This is a genomic window from Burkholderia sp. JP2-270 (assembly GCF_003233675.1).
GTDB lineage: Bacteria > Pseudomonadota > Gammaproteobacteria > Burkholderiales > Burkholderiaceae > Burkholderia > Burkholderia pyrrocinia_C.
The window spans coordinates 197,388-222,748 of the sequence record NZ_CP029825.1 but is presented as its reverse complement, the minus strand read 5'-3'; the positions used below and the strand labels follow the sequence as shown (position 1 = coordinate 222,748).

At 67.6% G+C, this 25,361-nt stretch carries 23 protein-coding genes and 3 pseudogenes; 11 read left to right on the top strand and 15 right to left on the bottom strand.

The annotated features are described in order from the left end of the window. The first annotated feature begins 4 nt into the window (after positions 1-4). Entirely contained in the window at positions 5-1,522 is a 1,518-nt protein-coding gene (locus DM992_RS18680; protein WP_111018114.1) for a CoA-acylating methylmalonate-semialdehyde dehydrogenase, read from the top strand. 149 nt (positions 1,523-1,671) lie between these two features. Here DM992_RS18680 and DM992_RS18675 read toward each other — a convergent pair whose 3' ends face one another. The 4 genes and pseudogenes from DM992_RS18675 to DM992_RS18660 all read right to left on the bottom strand — a co-directional run bounded on the left by DM992_RS18675 (position 1,672) and on the right by DM992_RS18660 (position 5,049). Beyond that, entirely contained in the window at positions 1,672-2,046 is a 375-nt protein-coding gene (locus tag DM992_RS18675) for a hypothetical protein (RefSeq protein ID WP_111018113.1), read from the bottom strand. A 294-nt stretch (positions 2,047-2,340) separates the two neighbouring features. Further along, positions 2,341-2,868 (bottom strand): annotated as a pseudogene (locus DM992_RS18670) (DMT family transporter); the annotation flags it as partial. A 199-nt stretch (positions 2,869-3,067) separates the two neighbouring features. Further along, on the bottom strand, positions 3,068-4,000 hold the full coding sequence (locus tag DM992_RS18665; RefSeq protein WP_204356155.1) for an AEC family transporter: 933 nt from the start codon (positions 3,998-4,000) through the stop codon (positions 3,068-3,070). Between the two features lie 164 nt (positions 4,001-4,164). After that, positions 4,165-5,049, bottom strand: coding sequence for a LysR substrate-binding domain-containing protein (locus DM992_RS18660; RefSeq protein ID WP_111018111.1), 885 nt, complete (start codon positions 5,047-5,049; stop codon positions 4,165-4,167). 306 nt (positions 5,050-5,355) lie between these two features. On the opposite strand from DM992_RS18660, the gene DM992_RS18655 reads away from it, so the two are divergent. After that, positions 5,356-5,733, top strand: a complete 378-nt coding sequence (locus tag DM992_RS18655; protein ID WP_111018110.1) for a nuclear transport factor 2 family protein — start codon at positions 5,356-5,358, stop codon at positions 5,731-5,733. Positions 5,734-5,798: 65 nt separating this feature from the next. Here DM992_RS18655 and DM992_RS18650 read toward each other — a convergent pair. After that, positions 5,799-6,137 (bottom strand): annotated as a pseudogene (locus DM992_RS18650) (helix-turn-helix domain-containing protein); the annotation flags it as partial. Between the two features lie 148 nt (positions 6,138-6,285). Here DM992_RS18650 and DM992_RS18645 point away from each other — a divergent pair. Continuing rightward, entirely contained in the window at positions 6,286-6,591 is a 306-nt protein-coding gene (locus DM992_RS18645) for a panthothenate synthetase (protein WP_111020284.1), read from the top strand. A gap of 13 nt (positions 6,592-6,604) precedes the next feature. Then, positions 6,605-7,210 (top strand): hypothetical protein, encoded by a 606-nt coding sequence (locus tag DM992_RS41705; RefSeq protein ID WP_162631688.1) that lies wholly within the window; start codon positions 6,605-6,607, stop codon positions 7,208-7,210. On the opposite strand, the gene DM992_RS18635 is transcribed toward DM992_RS41705, so the two are convergent. Continuing rightward, complete coding sequence (locus tag DM992_RS18635) at positions 7,187-7,987, bottom strand: LuxR C-terminal-related transcriptional regulator (protein ID WP_111018109.1); 801 nt, start codon at positions 7,985-7,987, stop codon at positions 7,187-7,189. The genes DM992_RS41705 and DM992_RS18635 overlap by 24 nt on opposite strands. Positions 7,988-8,111: 124 nt before the next feature. Here DM992_RS18635 and DM992_RS18630 point away from each other — a divergent pair, with 124 nt between their 5' ends. Then, the gene (locus DM992_RS18630) at positions 8,112-9,518 is read left to right on the top strand and encodes an APC family permease (protein WP_111018108.1); all 1,407 of its coding nucleotides are present in this window, start codon (positions 8,112-8,114) and stop codon (positions 9,516-9,518) included. A 64-nt stretch (positions 9,519-9,582) separates the two neighbouring features. Further along, complete coding sequence (locus DM992_RS18625) at positions 9,583-10,692, top strand: P1 family peptidase (protein ID WP_111018107.1); 1,110 nt, start codon at positions 9,583-9,585, stop codon at positions 10,690-10,692. Between the two features lie 126 nt (positions 10,693-10,818). On the opposite strand, the gene DM992_RS18620 is transcribed toward DM992_RS18625, so the two are convergent. Further along, positions 10,819-11,031: a hypothetical protein gene (locus DM992_RS18620; protein WP_034179600.1), complete on the bottom strand. Its 213-nt coding sequence runs from the start codon at positions 11,029-11,031 to the stop codon at positions 10,819-10,821. Positions 11,032-11,167: 136 nt separating this feature from the next. Next, the gene (locus DM992_RS18615; RefSeq protein ID WP_111018106.1) at positions 11,168-13,351 is read right to left on the bottom strand and encodes an FUSC family protein; all 2,184 of its coding nucleotides are present in this window, start codon (positions 13,349-13,351) and stop codon (positions 11,168-11,170) included. 201 nt (positions 13,352-13,552) lie between these two features. On the opposite strand from DM992_RS18615, the gene DM992_RS18610 reads away from it, so the two are divergent. Continuing rightward, positions 13,553-14,500, top strand: a complete 948-nt coding sequence (locus tag DM992_RS18610) for a LysR family transcriptional regulator (RefSeq protein WP_111018105.1) — start codon at positions 13,553-13,555, stop codon at positions 14,498-14,500. Positions 14,501-14,632: 132 nt separating this feature from the next. Here DM992_RS18610 and DM992_RS18605 read toward each other — a convergent pair whose 3' ends face one another. Together DM992_RS18605 and DM992_RS18600 are read right to left on the bottom strand one after the other, a co-directional pair. Next, complete coding sequence (locus DM992_RS18605; protein ID WP_111018104.1) at positions 14,633-14,935, bottom strand: DUF4148 domain-containing protein; 303 nt, start codon at positions 14,933-14,935, stop codon at positions 14,633-14,635. Positions 14,936-15,151: 216 nt separating this feature from the next. After that, the gene (locus tag DM992_RS18600; protein ID WP_111018103.1) at positions 15,152-16,294 is read right to left on the bottom strand and encodes a porin; all 1,143 of its coding nucleotides are present in this window, start codon (positions 16,292-16,294) and stop codon (positions 15,152-15,154) included. Positions 16,295-16,602: 308 nt separating this feature from the next. Here DM992_RS18600 and DM992_RS18595 point away from each other — a divergent pair, with 308 nt between their 5' ends. Next, positions 16,603-17,064, top strand: a complete 462-nt coding sequence (locus DM992_RS18595; RefSeq protein ID WP_111018102.1) for a VOC family protein — start codon at positions 16,603-16,605, stop codon at positions 17,062-17,064. Positions 17,065-17,312: 248 nt separating this feature from the next. Continuing rightward, on the top strand, positions 17,313-18,647 hold the full coding sequence (locus tag DM992_RS18590; RefSeq protein ID WP_111018101.1) for a chloride channel protein: 1,335 nt from the start codon (positions 17,313-17,315) through the stop codon (positions 18,645-18,647). A gap of 229 nt (positions 18,648-18,876) precedes the next feature. Here DM992_RS18590 and DM992_RS18585 read toward each other — a convergent pair whose 3' ends face one another. The 4 genes from DM992_RS18585 to DM992_RS18570 all read right to left on the bottom strand — a co-directional run bounded on the left by DM992_RS18585 (position 18,877) and on the right by DM992_RS18570 (position 22,982). Continuing rightward, complete coding sequence (locus DM992_RS18585; protein WP_111018100.1) at positions 18,877-20,205, bottom strand: MFS transporter; 1,329 nt, start codon at positions 20,203-20,205, stop codon at positions 18,877-18,879. A 221-nt stretch (positions 20,206-20,426) separates the two neighbouring features. Then, complete coding sequence (locus DM992_RS18580; protein ID WP_111018099.1) at positions 20,427-21,359, bottom strand: 3-keto-5-aminohexanoate cleavage protein; 933 nt, start codon at positions 21,357-21,359, stop codon at positions 20,427-20,429. 35 nt (positions 21,360-21,394) lie between these two features. After that, a complete protein-coding gene (locus DM992_RS18575; RefSeq protein WP_111018098.1) occupies positions 21,395-22,201 on the bottom strand; it encodes an SDR family oxidoreductase in 807 nt (268 codons plus the stop codon). Between the two features lie 70 nt (positions 22,202-22,271). Then, positions 22,272-22,982: a GntR family transcriptional regulator gene (locus DM992_RS18570; RefSeq protein WP_111018097.1), complete on the bottom strand. Its 711-nt coding sequence runs from the start codon at positions 22,980-22,982 to the stop codon at positions 22,272-22,274. Between the two features lie 244 nt (positions 22,983-23,226). Here DM992_RS18570 and DM992_RS18565 point away from each other — a divergent pair. Next, a pseudogene (locus DM992_RS18565) lies at positions 23,227-23,575 on the top strand (type VI secretion system amidase immunity protein Tai4); the annotation flags it as partial. 51 nt (positions 23,576-23,626) lie between these two features. Here the strand turns inward: DM992_RS18565 and DM992_RS18560 are convergent. Continuing rightward, positions 23,627-24,418: an IclR family transcriptional regulator gene (locus DM992_RS18560; RefSeq protein ID WP_111018096.1), complete on the bottom strand. Its 792-nt coding sequence runs from the start codon at positions 24,416-24,418 to the stop codon at positions 23,627-23,629. Positions 24,419-24,579: 161 nt separating this feature from the next. Here DM992_RS18560 and DM992_RS18555 point away from each other — a divergent pair, with 161 nt between their 5' ends. Further along, complete coding sequence (locus DM992_RS18555) at positions 24,580-25,356, top strand: ABC transporter substrate-binding protein (RefSeq protein WP_111018095.1); 777 nt, start codon at positions 24,580-24,582, stop codon at positions 25,354-25,356. The last annotated feature ends 5 nt before the right edge of the window (positions 25,357-25,361 follow it).

Genomic DNA, 25,361 nt, shown 5'->3' with positions numbered 1-25,361 from the left:
AACGATGAAACACGACAGCAATGTGACTTCCACCCTCGGCCATCTGATCGACGGCAAGCGCGTCGACGGCGGCAGCCGCGTCCAGCCGGTGTTCGACCCGGCCACCGGCGAATCGCACAAGAGCGTCGCGCTTGCCGACAAGGCGACCGTCGAAGCCGCCATCGCGTCCGCGCAGGCCGCGTTCCCGGCGTGGCGCAACACGCCGCCGCTGAAGCGCGCGCGCGTGATGAGCCGCTTCAAGACGCTGCTCGAGGAGCACGCCGACGAGCTGTGCGCGCTGATCACGGCCGAGCACGGCAAGGTGCTGGCCGACGCGATGGGCGAACTGCAGCGCGGGATCGAGAACGTCGAATACGCGAGCTACGTGCCCGAGCTGCTGAAGGGCGAGCACAGCAAGAACGTCGGCCCCGCGATCGATTCGTGGAGCGAGTTCCAGGCGCTCGGCGTGGCGGCCGGCATCACGCCGTTCAACTTCCCGGTGATGGTGCCGCTGTGGATGTGGCCGATGGCCGTCGCATGCGGCAACACGTTCGTGCTGAAGCCGTCCGAGCGCACGCCGTCGTCGACGCTGCGCATGGCCGAGCTCGCGCTCGAGGCCGGCCTGCCGCCGGGCGTGCTGAACGTCGTGAACGGCGACAAGGAGGCGGTCGACACGATCCTGACCGATCCGCGCGTGAAGGCCGTGAGCTTCGTCGGCTCGACGCCGATCGCCGAATACATCTACTCGACCGGCTGCGCGCACGGCAAGCGCGTGCAGGCGCTCGGCGGCGCGAAGAACTTCGCGGTCGTGATGCCCGACGCCGACATCGGCAACGCGGTGAACGCGCTGATGGGTGCCGCGTACGGCTCGTGCGGCGAGCGCTGCATGGCGATCCCGCTGGTCGTCGCGATCGGCGACGAGACGGGTGACCAGGTGGTCGCAGGCCTGAAGGCAGAAATCGACAAGATGAAGGTCGGCCCGGGCAACGGCGCCGGCGTCGACATGGGCCCGCTCGTCACGCAGCAGCATTTCGAGAAGGTGACGGGCTTCGTCGAAGCGGGCGTGGCAGCGGGCGCGACGCTCGTCGTCGACGGCCGCGGCGTGAAGGTCGACGGCCACGACGGCGGCTATTACCTCGGCCCGTGCCTGTTCGACAACGTGAAGCCCGGCATGCCGATCTACCAGCACGAGATCTTCGGGCCGGTGCTCGGCGTGATCCGCCTGAAGTCGCTCGACGAGGCGATGGCGCTGATCGACGCGCACGAATACGGCAACGGCACGTGCCTGTTCACGCGCGACGGCGAGGCCGCGCGCTACTTCAGCGACAACATCCAGATCGGCATGGTCGGCATCAACGTGCCGCTGCCGGTGCCCGTCGCGTACCACTCGTTCGGCGGCTGGAAGCGTTCGCTGTTCGGCGACCTGCACGCTTACGGCCCGGACGCCGTGCGGTTCTATACGAAGCGCAAGACGATCACGCAGCGCTGGCCGTCGGCCGGCGTGCGCGAAGGGACGGTATTCAGCTTCCCGTCGAACCGCTGACGCGCATTTCGGCTGCATGCGTTGCCGGCCTGTCGGCTGGCGATGCAAGGCGGCCAACGTGAAGATGTGAGGGTCTGCCCCGGTCGACGACGATCCGGGCGGGCTTTTTTACGTCCGCGCCGATTGCGCGGACGGCGGCGCAACAACGCTTACGGCGCGACCACGTGCCACATGTCCTTGAAGTTGTCGCCGTTGCGGTCGCCCTGTTTCATGTCCTTCGAGAAGAAGTACAGCGGCTTGCCCTTGTACGCCCATTGCGGGCTGCCGTCTTCGCGCTTGACGATCGTGTAGGGCCCGACCGGAACGTCGGTCGCGCTGGCCTTGTATGGCGGCCAGAAGGTTTCGCACTGGCCCGTGCATGCGCTGGTGCCGGCGTTGGGCTTGTCCTTGTCGAAGGTGTAGACGGTCATCCCGTTCGCGGCGACGAGCGCGCCGTTTTCGACTTTCGTGATCGAGCCTTGGGCCGAGGCCGAAGCGGACGCAATGGCGAGCAGGGCGGAGCTGACGAGCAGCGCGGCTTTCATGAATGCCTCCTGTAATCCGGTGGGCGGCCGCGATCATGCGCACGGGCGAGCTGGCGCGACGATCGCGATGAATGGTGCCGGAACGCGGTGCCGTTGCCGCCGGTGCGAGCGACTCAGGGTCGGATGGCAGCGAACGGGGCGCTTCATTCACGATAGGCGGTTTTTGGCAGGGCTGCGAGAAAGTCGGGGCGCGTATTGGCGGCCCGTAGGCGTCGCGCAACGGTGCTGCGAGTGCCGTCGCAATCCGGTATTCGGGATCCGTCCCCGAGCCTGCATGGCGTGTGCGCTGAAGCGTCAGCGCCGTGCGCGATTGGTCAGCGTGACGCCCGCAATCACGAGCGCACCGCCGGCCAGCATCGATTGCGACAGCGGTTCGCCGAGCATCGCGACCGACAGCAGCACGCCGAATACCGGCACCAGGTTGGTGAACACGGCCGCGCGGGCCGGCCCAAGCTCGCGGATGCCCTGCGAATACCAGACGAACGCGACCACGGTGCCGATCGCGCCGAGATAGATCATCGACACGACGGCCTGCCACGTCAGCGGCATGCCGCCGCTCTCGCCCGGGCCGAACAGATGCGCGACGACCAGCAGCGCGAGGCCCCACAGCGTTGCGTACGTCGTGGCCGCGAGCGGCGACGGCCCGTCGAGCGCGCGCCGGCCGATCACCGTGTAGGCGGCCCAGCTCAGCACCGCGCACAGCATGTATCGTTCGCCCGCGCCGAACGTGTTGCCGAGATCGGTCAGCACGCGCAGCAATTCGCCGCGGCTGATCACGACCCGCGCGCCGCACAGCGCGACGGCGATGCCGGCCCAGCGCGACGAGCGTGAGCTTCACGTAGATGGCCGCATTCGGCCGGGTGGCGACGATGCCGGCGGGTGGGGCGGGAGCGTTCATGTGTCGTGGCATCTCGAAGGGGGCGAGGCAATGCGTGCATGACCGCGCGCGGCCGACGATGTCGAACCGTGCGACGACTGGCCTGCAGGCTGATTCAGCGGGTATCGGGTGGGTGCCGCGCCGTCAGCGAAACGCCGGTACCGACGCGAGTGCCGTCAACACGACCGGCATCGCGAGCGCCGCGGCGATCGTCTGGAACGCGGTGATGCCGGCCATCAGCGGCGCGTCGCCGCCGAGCTGGCGCGCCATGATGTACGACGCCGACGACGTCGGCAGCGCCTGGAACAGCAGCGCGACCGTCAGCGCCGCATCGCCGAGCCCGCACAGGCGGCCGGCCGCGAGCGTGATCAGCGGCACCGCCATGAACTTGAACGCCGACGCGATGCACACCGGCTGCAGCCACGCACGGGCCGCGTCGAATTTCAGCGCCGCGCCCACGCACAGCAGGCCGAGCGGCATCGACGCGGTGCCGAGCGCGCGCACGGCCGGCTCGACGGCGGCCGGGAACGCGACGCCGCCGGCCTGCATCGCGATTCCGAGCGCGCACGCGACGACGAGCGGATTCGACAGGATCTGCCGCACGAGCGCGCACGCGCCGAGCCGCGTGTCGCCATACCGCGCGAAGACCAGCACGCACATCAGGTTGACGGTCGGGACGATCGCCGCGACGCATACGGCCGCGAGCGCGATGCCTTGTGCGCCGAACAGCCCGGCGGCGAGTGCGGTGCCGACATAGTTGTTGAAGCGCACCGCGCCCTGGAACACCGACGTGAAGCCGGCGCCGTCGACCCGGACGAACCGACGGACCAGCAGAAGAAGCGCCGCGGCGACGGCGGTCGAACCGACCAGCGCGGCCGCGAGCGGCAAAACGGGCAGCGCTTGCAGTCGCGCGTTCGCGAGGCCGTCCGCGAACAGCGCCGGCAGCAGCACGTAGTAGCAAAGGCGCTCGGCCTGCGGCCAGAACGCTTCGGCGATGAAACCCGTGCGCCGCAGGCCGTGGCCGAACGCGACCAGCAGCGCGACCGGCGCCAGCGCGAGCAGGATCGGGCCGATCATCGGCGCGCCTTCACGCCGGCCGTGCGGAGCGGCTGGTTGTCGGAGCGGCGGAACGACGCGGGAATCCACATGGCGGGCAACATGGCGACGCGCAATCGAAAGAGTGACGATGCCGCCAAGTTAACACGCACAAGCAACAGGAATAATTGTTAATTATCGGGTGTTCAATGAGAAACTCTCATCGATGACGCGGTCACTTCGGCGGCCAGCGCGCGTGCGAAACGCTCGGCCGGCCGCGACTGATGTTCGAGCAGCACGACCGCACGCCCCATCTGCGGCTGACCGAACGGCAAGCGCGTGACGGGCGGCAGGCGCGCGAGCGTCGCATCGGGGAGCGCGACGATCGCCGCGCCGAGCCCTCGTGCCACCATGCGTGCGATCGTTTCCGCGCTGTCCAGCACCATCTCTTCTCGCACGCGCACGCCGATGCGGCGCAGCTCGGCGGCGATCATGCGGCCGGCCCAGGCCTGCGCGTCGAAGCGGATGAACGGCAGCGCGTCGAGCAGCGTGCCCGCGTCGCGTTCCGCATGGTCCGGCGGCGCGAGCAGCCAGAAGCGATCCTCGTACAGCGTGGTCCACGTCAGTTCCGCCGGATGCGGGCGCACGGGGCGCGTCGTGATCGCCGCATCGAGTTCGCCGGCCGCGACGCGATTCGCCAGCTCGGCCGACATACCGGCCGACACGTGCACGCGCAGCGACGGGTGCGCCGCGCGCAGCGCGAGCAGCGCGTCGGGCAGCGGGCCGGACAACGCGGTCTGGATCGCGCCGATCCGCAGGCGGCCGACAAGCTTCTTCTCGTCGCTGAGCGCATCGGGAATCCGGTCGACCATCGCGAGCACCTGCTCGGCCTGCGCGAGCAGGATGTTGCCGGCTTCGGTGAGCACCGGCTGCCGGCGCGAACGGTCGAACAACTGCACGTTGTATGCGCTTTCCAGTGCCTTGATCTGCAGGCTCACCGCCGACTGCGTGAGCCCGATGGCTTCGCCGGCGCGTGCGAAGGTCCGGTATCGGGCGATGGCGACCAGCGTTCTGAATGCGCGTAGTGACATGGGCGAAGTAACGTGGGCGACGGGGCCGGCATGCGGATTGCTCGCATGACGGCGACAGCGTTCGCGTGACACGCCGCACCGGTGCGGCGAGGTCGGCGAGAACCAGCGGAAAAAGCGGCCGGCGGGTTCGCGGACATCATGCCCGTGCCTGCCGAATCGGGCAACCGCGGCATTGCCGGCTTACGATGGAAAGTGCGGGCTGCCGCGCCGATGCGGCTTCGCATGGATGGCACCGGACGCGTTCCGCCGAAACATCTGCACCGGTGCGGGCGGGGCTCACGCCGATTCTTCCAGGAGGGCACGACGATGCTTCAGAACCCGGACGACGTTGCGCGCGCCAGCTATCGCGCGTATGCCGACAAGGACCGCGACGCGATCGAAGCGCTGATCGCGCCGGATTTCCATTTCACGAGCCCGCTCGACAACCGGCTCGACCGCGACACGTATTTCCGGCGCTGCTGGCCGAACAGCGTGACGCTGGCGCGCTTCGATTTCGTCGACGTCGCCGTTCACGGCGAGCACGCATTCGTCGTGTACGAGGCCGAAACGGCCGACGGAAGACGGTTTCGGAATGCTGAGCGGTTGCACGTCCGGGGCGGGCAGATCGTCGAGGCGGAAGTGTATTTCGGCTGGAACGTGCCGCACGATGCGCCCGACGGGGGCTTCGTCGAACCGCACGCTTGAGTGGAGGACGCGAGCGGGCCGTTCATTGCGAAACGGATGACCGGGCGGGATCGGCCGCCGCCGCGTCACACCCAGAGCCGATACATCCAGAACGATTCGTCGTCGATGAAGCGTTGCGTGAATTCGCTCGGCGAGAATCCCGTGATGCGCTTGACCTCGCGGCTCAGGTGCGCCTGGTCGGCGAATCCTTCTTCCAGCGCCAGCGTGGCCCAGTTGAACGCGGCGCCGGCTTCGAACCGGTCGCGCGCCGCGAAGAATGCGCTTTCCGTCCTGACGAGCGCCTGCCATTCGCGCAGCGATCGGCCGCTGTAGGACTTGATGCGCCGTTCGACCTGGCGCGGGCTGTGCGTGCCTCGCCATTCGCGCGCTTGCAGCGCGAGCCGCTCGACCCGGCCTGCATCGCGCGGGCGATTGCCGTTTGCGCGACGCGGTGTCATCGAATCGTCGGATTGTGAATGCGTGCCGGCAACTGCTTGCGGCGCCACTGGCGCGGCGTCGCGTAACACCTATGCTTGAAGGGCCCAGGCCGGGCGGAGCCCAAGGAGGATGGTCATGCGCATGCTTCTCAACATACGAATCCCTCACGAGCCGTTCAACACGCTGGTGCGCGACGGCAGCGTCGGCGACGTGATCTCGCGAATACTCGAAGCGGTCAGGCCGGAGGCCGTGTATTTCACTGAGCAGAACGGCGGGCGCGGGGCGGTCGTGATCGTCAATCTGGATGACCCGTCGCAGATCCCGGCGCTCGCGGAGCCGTGGTTCCTGATGTTGAATGCAGACTGCGAGTTTCGCGTGGTGATGCTGCCGGACGATCTCCGGAACGCCGGGCTCGCGCAACTCGGCGCGAAGTGGAGGTAGCAGGACGCTGCGCATGACCGTGCCCCTGCCCGAAAACGGGGCGGGCGGCATGGCGCGGCGTTCGCGTGCCGGCTATTGCGCAGACTGTGACGGCTCGACGTTTGCTGCTTGCCTGTCTTTCGGCCGCAGCAGCAACAGCAGGCCGCTCAGCGCAGCCGCGCCCAGGAAAGTGAAAAAAACACCGTTCGTTCCATCTGTACAGGCTGTCGGGAGCAACGCCGCCCGCACTCCCGGCCGCCGCGCCGGCTTCCAGCAGGAACGTGAAGACCGCCGGCACCGGCGCGGAACCCAGGTAGGCCAGGAACGCGAACTGCAGCCGGCCGCGGGTCAGGATCGACCAGACATCCTTCCCCATCAGGCACGCGATCAGCAGCAGCGGCGGCAGGAGCACGATCGATGCGGCGCTGATCGCACACAGAAACAACCAGCCGAGTCCGACGAGCGGAATGAGCGACATGGATCGGGATTCCTGTTTCCGGGCAGCCTGGTTGTCGACGGAACATCCGTATGTGCTTCACCGGATGACCGCGGAATGCGGCAATTCACGGATATTGCACGGTTCCGCGTCCGTTGCCATCGGCCTTTATCGATGTGTTCATCCTGCTGCGTCTTCCCCTAGCGCCTGGATGAACCGCGAAAACAGCTCGGGCTGCGACGAGATTCCGAGCTTCGCGTAAAGATGCCGCCGATGCACCTTCACCGTTTCCGGTGAAATCGCCAGACGCTCGGCAATCGCCTTGGACGAATTGCCGCGCAGCACCATTCTCGCGATCGACATCTCGCGATCGGTCAGCACGCCCGCGCCGAAGCGCGCGAGCGCCTGCTCGACGCGCGCACCGAGATCGGCGTCGGGCGCCGTACGCGCGGCGTCGCCGACCAGCCGCCAGTGCTGCCGGATCGTCGCGAGCACCCACGGCATCGCGGCCGTCAGCTTGCCGAGCGGCTCGACGTCGAAGCGCGCGGCTGCACCGAGCGACAGCGACAGCAGCGTGTCGGCGTTCGGCCGCACCAGGATCTGGATCTCGTCGTCCCCGACCGCATCGCGGAAGTAGCTCAGGAAATACTCGCTTTGCCGGAACAGGTCGGGCGCGACTTCCTCGAGCCGGTAGCAGCCGTCGGCGAGCCCGTCGTGCGCGGCCTGCAGGAACGGGTCGAGCAGATATAACCCATTCAGGTAAAGCGGCACCGGCGACGCGGCGTCGGTGCCGCCGGTGTCGTACTCGTCGAGCACGAGCGGCACGCCGTCGCGGCCGATCGCGGTCGCGAGCGCGTTGTCGAACGGCGCCATTTCATTGAGCAGCAGCACCAGGAAGCGCCAGAAGCGCGGCTGACCGAGATGATCGATTGCGCGGCCAAGCGCCTGGTGCATCGCGATTTCGGAGAATAGACGATCCATACCACCACCGGAAGGGCGTAACACGAAGGGGGAATAGCGGTCCTGAAATTGGCTTCCTAGACTGCCACGCAATCAATCGGGCCCGAGTATGGGCGTTCAAAAAAGTGCAGCACAGGAGAACGAAATGGCGATGATGTCGGAATCGACGGGCACGCTGCAAGCGGCGCCTGCAACGGAAGACGCGCCGCGCGCGCTGTCGCAGACGCTCAGCGTGCGCGATGCCGTGATGATCACCGTGTCGGGCGTGACCCCCGCAAGCTCGATCTTCGTGATCGCGCCGTTCGCGATCCAGCAGGCCGGCAGCGGCGCCGTGCTGTCGTTCGTGCTCGGCGGCGTGCTCGCGCTCGCATTCGCGCTCTGTTATGCGGAGCTCAGCGCCGCGCATCGCAGCGCGGGCGGCGAATACGTGATGGCCAAGCGCGTGTTCGGCACGCTGCCCGGCTACCTGACCTTCATCACGGTGCTGTCCGTCAGCGTGTTCATCCCGGCCGTGCTCGCGAGCGGCGCCGCGCCGTACCTGAACAACGCGCTCGGCACGCACTTCGGCAACCAGTCCGTCGCGCTGACGATCGTGCTGCTCAGCTACCTGCTCGGCATGCTGAACATCAAGACGAATGCGTGGATCACCGGCGCGTTCCTCGTCGTCGAGATCGGCGTGCTGATGCTGATCGCGGGGCTGGGCTTCGGCTCGCTGCATCGTGGCGCCGACGTGCTGGTCGCGCCGGTCGTCGCGAGCGGCAACGCGCTCGTGCCGGCGACGCTTGCGGCCATCGTGCCAGCGATCGGCACGGCGATCTTCTGCTACAACGGCTTCGGCTCCGCTGCATACCTCGCCGAAGACCTACGCGGCGGCAACCGCAATGTCGCGAAGGCCGTGATCTATTCGCTGCTCGTGATCCTCGTCGTCGAACTGGCTCCGCTCACCGCGATCGTGCTCGGCGCGCCGTCGCTGACGGAACTGACGAAAAGTGCCGACCCGATCGGCTATGTCGTGCGTTCGCTGAGCAACCCGGCCGTGTCGCGCGTGGTCAGCGCCGGGATCTTCCTGTCGGTGTTCAACGCGATCATCGCGATCGTGATCGCGATGGGCCGGCTGCTGTACAGCAGCGGCCGGCACGCGCTTTGGTCGCGTACCTGCAACCGGGCGTTCTCGACGATCCATCCGCGCCTGGAATCGCCGTGGCTCGCGACGATCGCGCTCGCGGTGCCGTCGGCGGGGCTCGTGTTCGTGTCGAGCCTCGACGAGCTGACCGCGTTCACGGTCGACCTGCTGCTGCTGATCTATCTGGTCGTCGGGCTGGCTGCGCTCGCGAGCCGGTTCGTGCGCCGCGACGTCGAACATCACTACCGTATGCCGCTGTGGCCCGTGACGCCGCTCGTCGCGGTGGCGGGCGCCGCATACACGCTCTACACGACGCTCGCGACGGCGACGAAGCCGACCGACCTGATCATCATCGCGGGGCTGCTGGTTGCCGCACTCGTGATGTACGTCGTCTGGGCGCGCCACAGCGAAGCATTCCGCGCGCTCTGACCGCCGGATCGTCGCCTTGCAACACCGAAGCACCGAACCATTGAAAGACTGGAGGAATTGCATCATGCGCACGAGGGATCTAGGCATCCGCATCGGACTCGGCACGCCGGGCCGCTTCAACGCGATCACGGACGTTCCGGGCGTGCGGGTCGGACACTGCACGCTGAACGTCGAGAACGGCGACGCATCGATCCGCACCGGCGTCACCGTCATCGAGCCGCGCGCAGGCGCCGCGCATGACTCGCCCTGTTTCGCGGGCGTGCACGTGCTTAACGGCAACGGCGACGCAACGGGGCTCGAATGGATCCGCGAGGCCGGTCTGCTGACGACGCCGATCGCCTATACGAACACGCACAGCGTCGGCGCGGTGCGCGACGCGCTCGTCGCGAACGAGCGGGAAGCGGCGGCCGGCCGCGTGTACTGGTGCATGCCGGTCGTGATGGAAACCTACGACGGGCTGCTGAACGACATCTGGGGGCAGCACGTGAGCGCCGCACATGTGCAGCGCGCGCTGGCCGCCGCGCAGTCGGGGCCGGTCGCCGAAGGCGGCGTGGGCGGCGGTACGGGCATGATCTGCCACGAGTTCAAGGGCGGCATCGGCACCGCGTCCCGCGTGCTCGCGGCCGATGCGGGCGGCTGGACCGTCGGCGCGCTCGTGCAGGCGAACTACGGCGTGCGCGAGATGCTGCGCGTGGCCGGTTATCCGGTCGGCGAAGTGCTGCGGCACGTGCATTCGCCGTTCCGCGCGCCCGACGCGAAAGGCGAGGCCGGCATGGGCTCGATCGTCGTGACGATCGCGACCGACGCGCCGCTGCTGCCCCATCAATGCACGCGCGTCGCGCAGCGCGCGAGCGTCGGGCTCGCACGCGCCGGCGGCGGCACCGAGGATTCGAGCGGCGACATCTTCCTTGCGTTTGCAACGGGCAACGACGGGCTGCCGGCGGCGAACTACGGCAGCAAGGGTGCGTCGACCACGGGCGTGAAGATGGTCAACAACGACCATATTTCCGCGCTGTTCGTCGCGGCGGCAGAGGCGGTGGAGGAAGCGATCGTGAATGCGCTTGTCGCGGGCGGCGACGTCGAATCGCGCGGTGCGCGGGTCGAGGGGCTCGGGCAGGCGCGCTTGCTGGATGCGTTGCGCGAAGTCGGGTGGCGGCCGGGGCGCGGGGCCTGAAACGGCATGCGCCGCTTCAATTGAAGCGGCGTGGAGCGGGGCGGTGCAGCGATCGGCCGGTGCGCCGCCCGCCCGCGGATTCGATGCGGGCGATGCGGGCCTGGCCGTGACGACGCGGCGTCATGCTCAGCTGCCGAAGTAGATGTTGCAGAAGCTGACGGGGCCGACACAGGCGTTCGGGTCTTCCTGCTTCGACTGCGAACGATCGACGCGGCCTGCGGCCTTGACGGCTTCGGTGCGGTTCGCCTGTTGCGGTGCGGCGTCGGCCGGCGCCGGCTGTGCGTGGGCGACAGCAGCGGTCAGCGACAGGGCAACGAGGGCGAGGTGCAGCGGCTTCATTTTGTTTCTCCTGGGTGAGTGCCAGTCTCGCTGGCAGTGAGGAAACTATAGGCTCGCACTGCTTAAAGATTAATCACCGCACCTGTAGAGCTTATTTCCATTCGGAACAAGGATCACGTTGTGCGCGCATCGATGTTCAATGGCGGTGCCGGTTGAACGGCGCGTCCTTGTCGAGCAGCGCGCTGCGCATGAAATGCAGGCAGCCGACGATCCGCTGCATGCGGCGTCGCTCGTCGGGCACTGCGTACCACGCCTGCAGCGTGTGCTGCGCGGCGCGGATCGCGAGATTCACCGATTTCAGTGTGCGCGCATGGTGGGCGGGCGTCGGATCGTCGAAGAAGCGCGGCAGCTCGTGCAGCATCGCGTCGATCGAACCGGTCCAGCGCAGCGTCTGCGGCGGTTTCGCTTCGCAGAATGCGCGCAGTTCGTCGCGCAGGTCGATCACCGCATGGCCGACTTCGAGCGTCGACAGCATCCAGCGCAGCGCGTCGCGGTGCTGCCGTGTGCGTCGCACGAGCAGCGTGCGCAACTGCGCCATCAGGTCGTGCGTGCTCGACTGGAAGCGCTGCGCGAGGCCGTCCGGCGCGCCTTCGCACGCAAACGTGACCTGGCGGCGCAGATCGTGCGCGATGCGGCCTGTGAGCCACGGCATGTGGGTGGGGAACACGACAGCGAACACGAGCGAGCACGCGAGCATCGCGACGACGACGGCCAGCCCGTTGTTGATCAGCACCTCGGGCGTATACGCGATCGCGTTGTCGGGGCCCGCGAGCAGGCAGAAGAACACCGCGAAGCCGATCCCGTAGCCGGACAGCCCCGGCCGCATCGCGAGAAACGCGCCGAGGCCGAGCACCGGCGCGAGCGTCGCGCACAGCAGCGGGAAGCCGTCGATGTTCGGATACACGTAGCACAGGAACAGGTAACCGACGGCGGTCGCGAACGCCGCGCCGACGCTCATCTGCGCGACGAACTTCGGTGCGCGCGGCGACGTCGAGCTGAGCGCGCACGCGATCGCGGTGGCGATTACCGCGAGCGAGCCGCTCGGCCATTCCGACGCGATCCAGAACGCGCTCATCGCGCCGACGGCGATGATCGTGCGCAGGAACGCGAAGCCGACGAAGAACGAATTGGTCTTCACCGCGTAATGCGTGACCGACCGCTCGAATGCGTGATCGTCCTGGTCGAGCGATGCGTAGGTATCGGCGTAGCCGAGGTATTCGCCGATGAAGCGGTACAGCAGTTCGATCGCGGTATCGAAGTCGAGCAGGCCGCCGGCCGCGTGTTCCTCGATGGTCCGGCGCGACGCGCGCGCGGCCTTCGGCAACGCGCCGTGGAAGCGGCGCAGTTCGAGCATCGCGCCGGTGGCCGGTGCGATGCCGCGTTGCCGCTCGTCGCGCAACGCGGCGAACCGCTGCGCGAGCGCGTCGATGTGCGGCGCCAGCGCGTCGAGCACCGCGTCCGAGCCGTTCGCGCGCAGGCGCTTGACGAGCTGGTGCAGCGCATGCAGCCGCGTGCATGCGTTCATGAACTCGCTGTTCAGCCGTGCGAGCCGCCGGCTGCGTGCGCGAATGTGCGGATCCTCGAACGACGCGAATGCGCGGTTCGCTTCGAAGCCGACGATGTCGTCGACGAAATCGGCGAAGCGCCGCTCGAAATCGCCGCGTGCGACGTCGCCCGCGAGCGCGCCGGCCGTGAACGCCGCGAACGTCGCGTGACGTGTGCTCAGCGAGCGCATCAGCGCTTTCGCGGAACTGAGCGGCAGGATCAACGCGCTGACCGCGCCCGAGCATGCGATGCCGAGCGCGACTTCGGCGGCGCGCGTGAGCGCGGACTGGAACAGCGTCTGCGGCGTCATCACCGCCGGCAGGCCGATCAGCGCGGCCGTATAGCCGGCGAGCACGAAGCCGTACCAGCGGAAATGGCGGTTGCGAACCGCCAGCGCGATGCAGCCGCCGATCCACAGCGTGATGCCGGCCATGTACAGTTCCGGCTGCTGCGCGAACAGCCCGCCGAGTGCGAGCGCGCCGACGAGGCCGGCCGCCGTGCCGAGCACGCGGTAGAAACTCTTCGCGAACACCATCCCCGACAGCGGCTGCATCAGCACGAACACGGTCGTCATCGCCGTGCGCGGCTGCGACATCTCGAGACGCATCGCAATGCCCATCGCAAGGAGCGCCGCGAACACGGTCTTCGCGAGGTGCAGCCAGATCAGTCCGTCGCTGACGGCCCAGTCGCGTGACGCGTCGCCGAGCGGATCGAGCCATGATCGCCATCGTGCCGGTTCGATGGAAGGTCGCTCGATCGCAGGTTGTGGCTTCATGAAAAGAGGGGGCCCGTGCGGGGCCGGGCAAGGTGCCGCGGCCTGTCGAAACGGGGCCGTTCGACTGATGAGGCGCCGATTGTAGGAGTGCGGCGCCCGCGCATTAACGCAGCTGTGGGGAAACGATAGTTGCAGCCGGAGTAACAATCTGTCGCATCCAGTGGAGGAAAATAGCGGCTCCGCTACAGGTTGCTCACAGGAATGGATACCCTACAAAACATGCGGGTGTTTTCGCGCGTCGTCGAGACCGGCAGCTTCACCGCCGCCGCGCAATCGCTGAATTCGACGACGGGCGCGATGTCGCGCGCGGTGTCGGAGCTCGAGGCGCGCCTGCGCACCCGTCTGATGAATCGTTCGACGCGCCGCCTCGCGCTGACGTCGGCCGGCGAAAGCTATCTGCGGCGCTGCCGCCAGATCCTCGCCGACGTCGACCGCGCGGAAGAAGAGGCGAGCTGCGCGCACGAACGGCCGGCCGGCGTGCTGCGCATGCACAGCTTCGCGAGTGTCGGCCATCACTATGTATTGCCCGCGCTGACGCGCTATCACGCGCAGTTCCCGGGCGTGTCGATCGAACTGTCGCTGTCGCAGCGCATGCCCGACCTGTTCGACGGCACGAGCGACATGGCCGTCGTGACCGCGTCGTCGCTGCCCGATTCGGAACTGGTGTCGCACCTGCTCGGCTCGACGTTCAGCATCCTGTGCGCGTCGCCCGACTACTTGAAACGGCACGGCGCGCCGGCCCGTCCGCAGGATCTCGCCGCGCACGCGTGCCTGACGCTGTGCACGCCCGCGTTCCCGACGCACGAATGGGTGCTAGAAGGGCCCGAAGGCGTCGAGCAGATCCACGTCGCCGGGCCGGTGCAGACCAATACGGCCGAATCGCTCGCACTCGCGATCCGGGACGGCATCGGGATCGGCATGCTGCCGCTGTACTCGGCGATCGACGCGCTGCGCGACGGCACGCTCGTGCGCGTGCTGCCCGCGCATATCCTGCAGAAGATGAACGTGTATGCGCTGTATCCGTCGCGCCGTTTCGTCGACGCGAAGGTGCGGACCTGGGTCGAGATGCTGCGCGCGCAGGTGCCGGGGATGATCGCGCGCGACGTCGAGATGCTGAACGCGATCGACCGCGAACCGCAGGCCGCCTGAGCGCCGGGCGCGCAGCGGTACGTCGATACGTTGCGTCGGCCGGTGATTGCGCGACACGCTTCTTCATGCAGACGCGACATGCGCGCCGCCCGCAGCACACGATTCATGCGGGCGGGGCGCTTCATCACATCGTCACAGCGCGGGCTTCGCCGCCGTGCCTGATTCGGTTGCCGGCTCGCCGGCCGGGCCGTATGCGGCCTGCGCAGCCTTCCGTTGCGCGAGACGCTTCGCCTGCAGCCGCTCCTGCGCCGCCATGATGTCTTCCGGATAGTTGCCGGCTTCACCGCGCGCGGGGTTGTAGCCGACCGACTCGAGATCGACCAGTTCCTGCAGCACCTGCGCGCGCGTGACGGGCGACTTCTCCGACTGGGCGAACGACAGGGCCGGTGCGGCAAGCAGGACGGCAGCGGCGGCGGTAACGACGAGCGATTTCACGAGGTTCTCCTGGGTGGCGGGTAGAGGTTCGGTTCGACGCGCGATGCGCGCTCCGGACCTTCAATACGAGTCTACGCAGCGCTTGTGCGCGCAAAAACCCCGATTCCAGGCAGGCTGCCTTCCAGATGGAACAACATTGGCTCGCGTCGCCCGCAGCGACCGAACCCGCGTGCGAACGCGGGTTCGTGGCCGGCGGGCGACGTTGCATCACATCGGTCAGAACCGCGTGCGCATGCCGATCGCGCCGACGATCTGGTTCGGCGTGCTCGACGCGCCGCCCGAACCGTTGATGAACGCCTGGTAGCCGCGTCCCGACGCATGCTGGTACATCGCTTCCGCATACAGGTCGGTGCGGCGCGACAGCTTGTACACGGCCTGCAGGTCGACCTGGTGCCACTTCGGATCGGTACCGTGCTTGCTGTCCGGGTTCGACACGCTGGCATCCGTGTATACGTAAGCCGCACCGAGGCTGACCGCCGGCGTCACCGCATAGCGCACGTTCACGTCGTAGTTGTTGAACGCGACCTGGCCGGTGGAGCCGAACGAGCCCGTGTTGTCGTACTGCGAGCGCGTATAGACGAAGCCGACGGTCGCCGGGCCGAACACGTAGCTGACGCCGCCGCCGTACGAGCGCATGCGGTCCGAGCCGATCGACCAGCCGCCCTGGTTCACGCTCTTCGCCTCGGCCGAATCGGTCGCGCCGGGGCTGGCGCTCGTCGAGCCCTTCGTGCCGTTCATCTGCAGGTACGCGCCGGCCAGCTTCAACGGGCCGTTCGTGTAGCTTGCCGCGACGCTGTACGCGCGGTTCGCGCTGAAGTTCGTCGAGTTGGAGAACGCGTACATTGCGCCGACCTTGAAGCCCGCGACCGTATCGCTCGTGTACTTGACCGCGTTGTTGATGCGCAGCGAGTGGTTCAGGTTGTCGTTGTCGAACGGATGCGCGAAGCCCGTATCGCCGAAGTCGCCGGCCGTCGCGGACAGCGGCGCGACGAAGTCGACCATCGTGTCGTACTGGCGGCCGAGCGTCAGCGTGCCGTAGCCGTTACCGCTCAGGCCGACATACGCGTGGCGGCCGAACAGCTTGCCGTCCTGGCCGAGTGCGCCGTTGTTCGCGTTGAAGCCGTTCTCCAGCACGAACAGTGCCTTCACGCCGCCGCCGAGATCCTCGGTGCCGCGCAGACCGAAGCGGGTCCCGTTGATGGTGCCGGTGGTCAGGCGCCACAGCGATGCGCCGCCGGCGTTGTTGGTATACGCGATGCCGGCGTCGATCAGGCCGTACAGCGTGACCGAGCTTTGCGCGTGGGCGAGCGGGGCGAACAGCGCGGCCGCGCAAGCGCCGGCGATGAGGGTTTTTTTCATGGTGAGGCTCCTGCGTGTGGGACTGGAAACGAAAGTTCGGCGCAAGTATAGGAATGCACGGCGCGCGCAAGGCCGCCGGCGCGGCGAGCGCACTTTTCCGGATCCTGCAAGAGTCCTTCACAAAACTGACACGACGCGCCGCGCGCACCCGAGGTCGGCCGTTTTTGCGTTATCGCGCGCGGGCAGCATCCGTTTGAGGCGGGCCGCCTGTCGCGCCGTTGCAACATGCGCCGGGGCGCGGCGGCGGTTGATCCGCACGGCCGACGCGCGGAAAATGAGCCGCTCGTGCCCACGACCGGAGACACACGATGCCCCAGCCCGACCGCCATCCGCCGATCAGCGCCGCCGTGTACTACCGCGATCCGGGCGCCGCGCTCGAATGGCTGGAGCGCGCGTTCGGCTTCGCGCGCGGCATCGTCGTCCGTACGCCTGAAGGCGAGGTCACGCATGCGGAGCTCACGCATCGCGGCGGCGTCGTGATGATCGGCGGCCACTGGGCCGATTTCGTCGCGAGCCCGCAAGAGATCGGCGGGAGGAATACGCAAAGCGTGCACGTGCAGCTTGCCGACGGCCTCGACGCGCATTGCGAACACGCGCGGCAGGCCGGCGCGGAAATCGTGCAGGAACCGGCCGACCAGTTCTATGGCGACCGCACGTATCGCGCGCGCGATCCGGAACAGCACGTGTGGACGTTCGGCCAGCACGTGCGCGACGTGACGCCCGAGCAGGCGGCCGCCGAAACAGGCCTGACGTTCGAAGGCTGGTCCTGATGTGCGGCGCGTATGCGCATCGATGCTTTGCATCCATGGATGCGCGGTGAACCGGGGCGCATCACTTTTTCGGATCGACCGGGGTGATGCGGAACGTGCTTACAAGCCGTCCGCGCTTATGTATTCATAAAATGCATGAGTCGATTCGAAAAATACGTTTGTCGCATGAGAGGCGCGAGCCTACGATGCGGTCCTGACGACGGCGCGCGTGTTGAGCGCCGTTCTTTCGATCCCCGTTCGCCGACCTCATGCGCCTCGATCTCCCGTCCGCTCCCGCATCCGCTTCCCCGCCCGCCAGCCCGTTCGCGCGCGTGGCCGCCGTCACGGTCCTGACCGGCGTCGGCGCGGGCCTCGGCGGCATGCTGCTCGCGCTGCTGCTGCATGCGATCCAGCACGTCGCGTATGGCTACAGCGTCGCGCACGTGATCGGCACCGAGAGCTTCCTCACCGGCGTGACCGATGCCGATCCGCTGCGCCGGTTCGAGGTGCTCGTCTTCTGCGGAATCGTCGCCGGCGGCGGCTGGTGGGCGCTTTACCGGTACGGCCGGCCGCTCGTCAGCATCCGCCGCGCGGTGCGTGCAGCCGATCCGCGGATGCCGTTCGTCAGCACGACGATTCACGCGTTGCTGCAGATCGTCACCGTCGCGCTCGGTTCGCCGCTCGGCCGCGAAGTCGCACCGCGCGAGATCGGTTCGCTGCTTGCCGGGCGGCTCGCGCATCGCGCGGGGCTCACGCCCGACGACTGCCGGCTGATGGTCGCGTGCGGCGCGGGCGCGGGCCTCGCCGCCGTCTACAACGTGCCGCTCGGCGGCGCGATCTTCGTGCTCGAAGTGCTGCTCGGCACGTTCGAACTGCGTGCGCTGATCGTCGCGGTCGTGACGTCGGCGATCGCGGCGGCCGTCGCGTGGATCGGCCTCGGCAACGAACACCAGTACACGGTGCCTGCGTTCGCGCTGAGCGCGCCGCTCGTCGCCTGGTCGATCGTCTGCGGGCCGCTGTTCGGCTTCGCTGCGTACGGCTTCGTGCGGCTTACGGCCCGCGCGCGAGCGAACGCGCCGAAAGACGGGCGGCTGCCGGTGCTTGCGCTGGTCAATTTCGCGGTGATCGGCGTGCTCGCGATGCGGTTTCCGCAACTGCTCGGCAACGGCAAGGGGCCGGCGTCGCTCGGCTTCGACGGTACGCTGACGATCGGCCTCGCGGCGACGCTGCTCGTGCTGAAGGTGCTGATCGAGGCCGGCAGCCTGCGCGCGGGCGCGGAAGGCGGCCTGCTGACGCCGGGCCTCGCGAACGGCGCGCTGCTCGGCGTCGTGCTCGGCGGGCTGTGGAGCCTCGTGTGGCCGGGCGCGTCGATCGGCGGGTGTGCGCTGATCGGCGCGACGGCGTTTCTCGCTGCGTCGATGCAGATGCCGATCACGGCGGTCGTGCTGCTGCTCGAATTCACGCGCGCGAATCACGACAGCCTCGTGCCGATGCTGCTGGCGGTGGCCGGGGCGCTTGTTGCGTACCGGTTTGCGCAGCGGCTGGCCGAACGGCGGGCGAAGGCGGTCGAGATGGTACACGAGCGGGCGGTGGCGACGCGTTAGCCGACTTGGCGGTTTGTGTTGATTTCGATGCATGCCGTCGCAGCGAATAGCCCGCTTGTGCCAGATGGCTCGGCGGGCTTCTTTTCGTCCGCGTGCGCACGTTCCTGGCCGGATGCCTCATAAAGAGCAAAAATGCACGCCTGGTTTGCACCCGGGCGGGCGCTTTTGCGCGCGCGCCTTCCGCCACGAATTCCAGCCCGCATCGCGCCGGCTCGAGTTACACCGGCCGTCAACCGCGCGATCGCGCATCGGGCCGCTCGTGCCCGTGACGCAATGCGAGGCTCGCGAACGCCGCGACGACGAGCGCGGCCGCAAGCAGCGTCAGCCCGTTCTTCGCATTGCCGGTTGCCTGTTCGATCGCGCCGACGACGGTCGGCCCGACGAAGCCGCCGAGCAGCCCGCACGTATTCACGAGCCCGAGCCCGCCGGCCAGTGCGCTGCCGGCGAGCCGCGATGCGGGAAACGTGAACACGATCGACTGCACGACGAAGAACATCGACGCGGCCACGCACACGCAGGCAAGGCCCGCGACAGGCGACACATGCGCGGCGCCGACCATCCCGGCCGCCATCACGACCAGCCCCGCACACAGCATCCGGCGCGAATGACGCGACTCGCGCGCGAAGCGCGGCAGCGTCGCGGCCCCGACCGCGGCGGCAAGCCAGGGCAGCGCGGTCAGCAAGCCGACCGCGAACGGCGAGAAGCGCCCAGACGCACCGATGATGCCCGGCAGGAAGAAAATCACCGTGTAGATCGTCAGTTGGTGGCAGAAGTACACGAAGATCGCGAGCCAGATCTGCGGATCGCGCAGCGCGGCGCCGAATGCGTGGCCGCCGTGCGTGGCGACGCTTTCGTCCTGTTCGGCGGCCAGCGTGCGCTCGAGCGCGCGGCCGGTTTCCGGCGAGAGCCACGGTGCGGTGCTCGGGCGATCCGGCAACCGCATCCACACGACGAACGCAAGCAGGATCGCCGGAATGCCTTCGACGACGAACAGCCATTGCCAGCCGTGGAAGCCGAGCGTGCCGTCGAGTTCGATCAGCGCGCCGGCCAGCGGCCCGCCGACGATGTTGGCAATGCACACGCCGAGCAGGAAATAGCCGGTTGCACGCGCACGCTCTTCGCGGCCGAACCAGTACGTCAGGTACAGCATCACGCCGGGAAACAGTCCGGCTTCGGCGGCGCCGAGCAGCAGGCGCATCACGTAGAACGAGGTTTCGCCGCTGACGAACGCCATCGCGACCGACAGCGCACCCCACGTGATCATGATCCGCGTGATCCAGAAGCGTGCGCCGACGCGATGCATGATCAGATTGCTCGGGATTTCGAATAGCGCGTAGGTCAGGAAAAACAGGCCCGCGCCGAGCCCGTACGCAGCGGATGAAATGCCGAGATCGACTCCCATCGAGTGTTTGGCGAACGCGATGTTGGTGCGGTCGAGGAAGCTGATCACGTACGCGGCGATCAGCAGAGGCATGAGTTTGCGGAACAGCAGCCGGTTCAGCGACGCGCTCGCGTCGCCGGCGGCGGAAGGCAGGGCATGGGCGTGATGAGTGGACATGCGGACGACTCCGGTAAGGGCGAACCGGCGCGCACGGCAAGCACGGCGCGCCGCGTTCGGCAGATGCCGCTGCGTGCATGCAGCGGATGGGCAGACGACGGAGCCGCGCCGGCGGCGCTCGAACGGAGCGGGGCGATGATGGGCGTCCTGGCGCCGGCCGGCTCGGGCCGGCGCCTTGTCACTGCGCTTGCGGGTCCTGGTGTTGGGGCGCTACCCGGCGATCAGAAATTCACCGCGTCGCCGCCCTTGAGTGCGAGCATCGCGCGCGCGTCGGCCGGCGTCGCGATCTCCAGCGACAGGCCTTCGAGTACCTGGCGCATCTTCAGTACCTGCGCGGCGCTCGATTCCGCGAGCTTGCCGGGCGCGATCCACAGCGAATCCTCGAGCCCGACGCGCACGTTCGCGCCCTGCGCGGCACCGATGGTCGCAAGCGGAATCTGGTTGCGGCCGGCGCCGAGGATCGACCACACGTAGTCGTTGCCGAACAGGCGGTCGGCCGTGCGGCGCATGTGCATCAGGTCCTCCGGGTGCGCGCCGATCCCGCCGAGCAGGCCGAACACGCTTTGCACGAAGAACGGCGGCTTCGCGAGCCCGCGATCGACGAAATGCGCGAGGTTGTACAGGTGAGAGATGTCGTAGCACTCGAATTCGAAACGCGTGCCGTTCGCGCCGCAGCGCGTGAGGATCGTCTCGATGTCGGCGAACGTGTTCTTGAACACGAGGTCGCGGCTCTTCTCGAGATGTTCGCGCTCCCATGGATGCTTCAGCTCGCGAAAGCGCTCGAGCATCGGGTACAGCCCGAAGTTCATCGAGCCCATGTTCAGCGACGCGACCTCCGGCTGGAAATGCAGCGCGGGCTGCAGCCGCTCGTCGACCGTCATGTGCGGGCTGCCGCCCGACGTGAGGTTGATCACCGCGTCGGTCTGCGCCTTGATGCGCGGCAGGAATTCGGCGAACACGGCCGGATCCTGCGTCGGCTTGCCGTCGGACGGGTTGCGTGCGTGCAGGTGCAGGATCGCCGCGCCGGCCTGCGCGGCCGCGACGGCGGCCGTTTCGATCTCGTGCGGCGTCACGGGCAGGTACGGCGACATCGACGGCGTATGGATCGCGCCGGTCGGCGCGCAGGTGATGATGACTTTACGAACGTTTGCCACGGAGGGATTCCTTTCGGTGAGCGATGCAGGAGGCGTCAGAGCACTTCGACGTTGCCGCAGACGGAAATCGCCTGCCCGGTGATCCCGTGCCCGCCCGGCGAGCACAGGAACAGCGCGGTCGCGGCGATCTCGGCCGGATCGGTCATGCGCCGCAGCGAGATCTTCTCGAGATAGCGCTTTTCCATTTCTTCGTAGCCGATGCCGAGCTGCTGCGCACGCGCATCGATCACGCGGCGCATCCGCGGGCCGCGCACGATGCCGGGCTGGATTGCGTTCACGCGGATGCCGAGCGGCCCGAGCTCGATCGCCAGGCTCTTCACGAGGCCGACCACGGCCCACTTGGTCGCCGCGTACGGCGTGCGGAACGCGTAGCCGAGCCGGCCTGCGACCGACGACAGCGCGATGATCGCGCCGCCGTGTTTCGAGTCGCGCAGCAGCGGTACCGCGCGGCGCGCGAACTGGAATTGCGCGTTCAGGTTGATCGCGACGGTTTGCTCCCACTGCACGGGGTCGATCTCGTCGATGGCGCCGGTCGGGCCCGCGATGCCCGCGTTGTTGACCAGCACGTCGAGGCCGCCCAGCGTGGCCGCTACGTCGGTGAACACGCGCTCGACCGCAACCGGATCGGATACGTCGGCCAGTGTCGCGCTGATCGCGCCGGTTGCGGCGCGCGACGGTCGGTCGGCGAGCGCCGCGATCGCGGTTTGCGACGCGTCGCATACATGCACGCGCGCGCCGCACTCCGCGAACGCATCGGCGATCTCGAGGCCGATGCCCGATGCGCCGCCCGTCACGAGGACGCGCAGGCCGTCATAGGGTTTCAGCAGGTCGGAAGCTGTCATGCCGGGTTGTCTCCATCGTTGGTGTTGTCGGATGCGGCCGCTCCGGATCGGGCGCCGCGAATAGCGGCCGCTACGGCTTCGCGTTCACGGTCCGCGGGGTCTGTTCGGCCCGCAGCGTCTCGGCGAGATCGTGCGCGGCGCCGCCGATGTCGAGCGCGATGCCGGCCCGCACGCCCGCGCCGTCGCGTCGTTCGAGCGCATCGACGATCGCGCGGTGCGCGTCCATCGAGCGCCGCATGTGCGGGATGTCGAGCGCGACCATGTTGAGAAACGGCCCGACGCGCATCCACAGGTTTTCGACGATTGCGAGCGTGCTTTCGCTCGCGCCGTGCGCGTAGATCGAGCTGTGGAATGCGAAATTGCTTTGCAGGTAGGCGCGTGAACGACCGGCCTCGACGTGTGCCTGCATCGTCTCGCAGGTCTTGCGCACGGCGGCGATCTGCGTGCCGGTCATCCGCGCGCAAGCGCGCTCGGCGATGCAACCTTCGAGCGCGATCCGCACGTCGCGCAATTCGTCGAGCATGTCGAGCGTCATCGGCGGCACGACGAGCGCGCGGTTCGGGCCGTCGACCAGCGCGCGTTCGGCGCGCAGCCGCGTGAGCGCGGCACGCACGGGCATCGTCGACGAGCCGACTGCTTCGGCGACGCTGCGCAGGCTCAATGCCTGGCCGGGCGCGAAACGGCCGCTCATCAGCGCTTCGCGCAGTTGCTGATAGACCTTGTCGGCCATCGTTTCCTGTTCGATGGCTTTCAGTGCGGGCGGGACGATACGAGGCGCCAAGACGGGGTTCTCCAGGGTTTGATCTGCGATCTGTGATCACACTTGCGATGTGCGAAGTGTTGACGATCGGGCAAGCGGAGTCAAGGTGAACGGGATCGGGGAAAACGAGGGGGTGCGATGCGGCAAGCCGATCCGTGGCGTTGCGCATTCGTCTTGCAATCGCCTTTCTTCTTCATCAGGCGGCGGCGGAGGCCCATTGGCGGGTCGGCAGGGCATCATCCTGTTCGAAGTCTCGGGGTGGAGCACTTACCTCCAGAGCTTCAAGGACATGGTGCTCGCGGAGTGTCTCGCGACCGCTTGCAAGCAGGAGCCCGGCGCGAGCAAGGATATCGGCAGCAGCACCAGCGCGTTGCGCGACTGGACCTGCTACGACATGGCGCGCGCGCCGGACGTCATTCATTCGCTGGTGGCGAAGTATCTCGCGCGCGATTACCCGAATCCGGTCGTCGAAGCGGAAGTGAGGGTGTGAAATTCGACTTCCTGAAGTGCGTCGACCTGTATCACGGCAAGGAACTCGACGCCGCGGCGAAGCAATCGTATTGCGCCCGACCAGTACCTATCGGACCGGGAACCCGCGGAAGCCGCAGCATTGATCGAGCGCCGTTGCGCAATGCAGCGGCTTGCCGTTTACCGTATCGCCGGCGCTATTCGAGCGTCCGGATCGAATTGCTGATGCCGCGCGCGCAGTCGATCACGGCCGGCGCGAGCTTGCGGCGCGCGTCGTCGAACGTCCAGCGGCTCGTCGGCGCGACCACATGCACGGCCGCGACGGGCTGCCCCTGGCTACCGAGCACGGGCGCCGCGATCGACATGTCGCCGATGAACAGTTCTTCCTGATTGGTGGCGTAGCCTTCGTGCCGTGCGCTGTCGAGCAGCGCGACGAGTGCGTCGAGCGCCGTGACCGTGCGCGGCGTGTGCGGCGTGCGCGCCATGCCGTCGAGCCGCGCGCGCGCATCGTCGGGCGGCAGCGCGCTCAGGAACGCGCGGCCGCTGCCGGTGCAATACATCGGGATGCGGCTGCCGATCGGCATGTGGATCGGCACGAACTTTGTCGACACGAAACGCGCGACGTACACCATCTCGTCCTCGTCCGGCTCGGTGAGGTTGGTGGTTTCGCCGGTCAGGTTCGTGAGCTCGGACAGGAACGGATTCGCGACGTCGATCAGCGTATCGGCCGCGAGGTAGTTGAAGCCGATCCGCATCACGTGCGGCGTGAGCTGGTAACGCCGCGTGACCGGATGCTTGCGGATATAGCCGAGCTTCTCGAGCGTATAGACCATCCGCTGTGCCGAGCTCTTCGTCATCCCCGCCGCGTCGGCCACTTCCGCAAGCGTCATCGTGCGCCGCTTCGCGGTGAACGCGCGCAGCACGTTCAGCCCTTTCTCCAGCGACTGGTTGAACAGCAGGTCGTTCGACTGGTCGGGCGATGTTTCCATGAGCAAGGGGCATGTTTGATTCGATATCGAATCATACTGTATCGAATATCGATACGCAAAAATCTGTTTGCGATGTTTTTGATTCGTTTTAAGATCGGGTCATCGTCGCAACGTCGATCGGCGACTGGCCGGCGCACCGGAATATTCGAGAAGGGGACATCATGGTTTCGTTCATCAAGCAGTTCGGCGCACTGGCCGCCGGTTTCGCCACCTGTATCGCAATCTCCGCGGCATCGGCAGGCGCCGCCGCGGCCGAGCCGACGCTGAAGGTCGGTGCGACGGCCACCGGCGTGCCGTTCACGTTTCTCGACGTCAAGAGCAATTCGATCCAGGGGATGATGGTCGACGCGATCACCGCGGCCGGGAAATCGGCCGGGTTTCGCGTCGACGTGCAGCAGACCGTGTTCTCGGCGCTCATTCCGTCGCTCACCACGCAGAAGATCGACATCATCTCGGCCGCGATGCTGAAGACGTCGGCGCGCCAGCAGGTCGTCGATTTCTCCGACACGGTCTATTCGTTCGGCGAAGGCCTGATCGTGAAGGCGGACGACCCGGGCCGCTATACGTCGATGGACGATTTCAAGGGGCAGGTGGTCGGTGCGCAGGTCGGCACGGCGTTCGTCGACGCGCTCAACAAGAAGGGCATCTTCAAGGAAGTCCGGACCTACGACTCGATCGCCGACATCATGCGTGACGTCGCGCTCGGGCGCATCAAGGCCGGCTTCGCCGACCAGCCGATCGTCGCGTACCAGATCGAACACGGCGTCAACCGCCAGGTGCGGCTCGTACCCGAATACCAGAGCGTCGTGAAGGGGCAGGTCTGCTTCATCGTGCGCAAGGGCGATACCGCGACGCTCGAGCAGCTCAACGGCGCGATCCGCAAGATGAAGGGCGACGGCACGCTGCAGCAGATCCTGCAGAAGTGGCACATGAGCTGAGCGCC

What these genes read in the sequence shown, in the direction of transcription:
- DM992_RS18680 (WP_111018114.1), top strand. Translation starts at nt 5, where the DNA reads ATGAAACACGACAGCAATGTGACTTCCACCCTCGGCCATCTGATCGAC.
- DM992_RS18675 (WP_111018113.1), bottom strand. Translation starts at nt 2,046, where the DNA reads ATGAAAGCCGCGCTGCTCGTCAGCTCCGCCCTGCTCGCCATTGCGTCC.
- DM992_RS18665 (WP_204356155.1), bottom strand. Translation starts at nt 4,000, where the DNA reads ATGATCGGCCCGATCCTGCTCGCGCTGGCGCCGGTCGCGCTGCTGGTC.
- DM992_RS18660 (WP_111018111.1), bottom strand. Translation starts at nt 5,049, where the DNA reads ATGTCACTACGCGCATTCAGAACGCTGGTCGCCATCGCCCGATACCGG.
- DM992_RS18655 (WP_111018110.1), top strand. Translation starts at nt 5,356, where the DNA reads ATGCTTCAGAACCCGGACGACGTTGCGCGCGCCAGCTATCGCGCGTAT.
- DM992_RS18645 (WP_111020284.1), top strand. Translation starts at nt 6,286, where the DNA reads ATGCGCATGCTTCTCAACATACGAATCCCTCACGAGCCGTTCAACACG.
- DM992_RS41705 (WP_162631688.1), top strand. Translation starts at nt 6,605, where the DNA reads ATGACCGTGCCCCTGCCCGAAAACGGGGCGGGCGGCATGGCGCGGCGT.
- DM992_RS18635 (WP_111018109.1), bottom strand. Translation starts at nt 7,987, where the DNA reads ATGGATCGTCTATTCTCCGAAATCGCGATGCACCAGGCGCTTGGCCGC.
- DM992_RS18630 (WP_111018108.1), top strand. Translation starts at nt 8,112, where the DNA reads ATGGCGATGATGTCGGAATCGACGGGCACGCTGCAAGCGGCGCCTGCA.
- DM992_RS18625 (WP_111018107.1), top strand. Translation starts at nt 9,583, where the DNA reads ATGCGCACGAGGGATCTAGGCATCCGCATCGGACTCGGCACGCCGGGC.
- DM992_RS18620 (WP_034179600.1), bottom strand. Translation starts at nt 11,031, where the DNA reads ATGAAGCCGCTGCACCTCGCCCTCGTTGCCCTGTCGCTGACCGCTGCT.
- DM992_RS18615 (WP_111018106.1), bottom strand. Translation starts at nt 13,351, where the DNA reads ATGAAGCCACAACCTGCGATCGAGCGACCTTCCATCGAACCGGCACGA.
- DM992_RS18610 (WP_111018105.1), top strand. Translation starts at nt 13,553, where the DNA reads ATGGATACCCTACAAAACATGCGGGTGTTTTCGCGCGTCGTCGAGACC.
- DM992_RS18600 (WP_111018103.1), bottom strand. Translation starts at nt 16,294, where the DNA reads ATGAAAAAAACCCTCATCGCCGGCGCTTGCGCGGCCGCGCTGTTCGCC.
- DM992_RS18595 (WP_111018102.1), top strand. Translation starts at nt 16,603, where the DNA reads ATGCCCCAGCCCGACCGCCATCCGCCGATCAGCGCCGCCGTGTACTAC.
- DM992_RS18590 (WP_111018101.1), top strand. Translation starts at nt 17,313, where the DNA reads ATGCGCCTCGATCTCCCGTCCGCTCCCGCATCCGCTTCCCCGCCCGCC.
- DM992_RS18585 (WP_111018100.1), bottom strand. Translation starts at nt 20,205, where the DNA reads ATGTCCACTCATCACGCCCATGCCCTGCCTTCCGCCGCCGGCGACGCG.
- DM992_RS18575 (WP_111018098.1), bottom strand. Translation starts at nt 22,201, where the DNA reads ATGACAGCTTCCGACCTGCTGAAACCCTATGACGGCCTGCGCGTCCTC.
- DM992_RS18560 (WP_111018096.1), bottom strand. Translation starts at nt 24,418, where the DNA reads ATGGAAACATCGCCCGACCAGTCGAACGACCTGCTGTTCAACCAGTCG.
- DM992_RS18555 (WP_111018095.1), top strand. Translation starts at nt 24,580, where the DNA reads ATGGTTTCGTTCATCAAGCAGTTCGGCGCACTGGCCGCCGGTTTCGCC.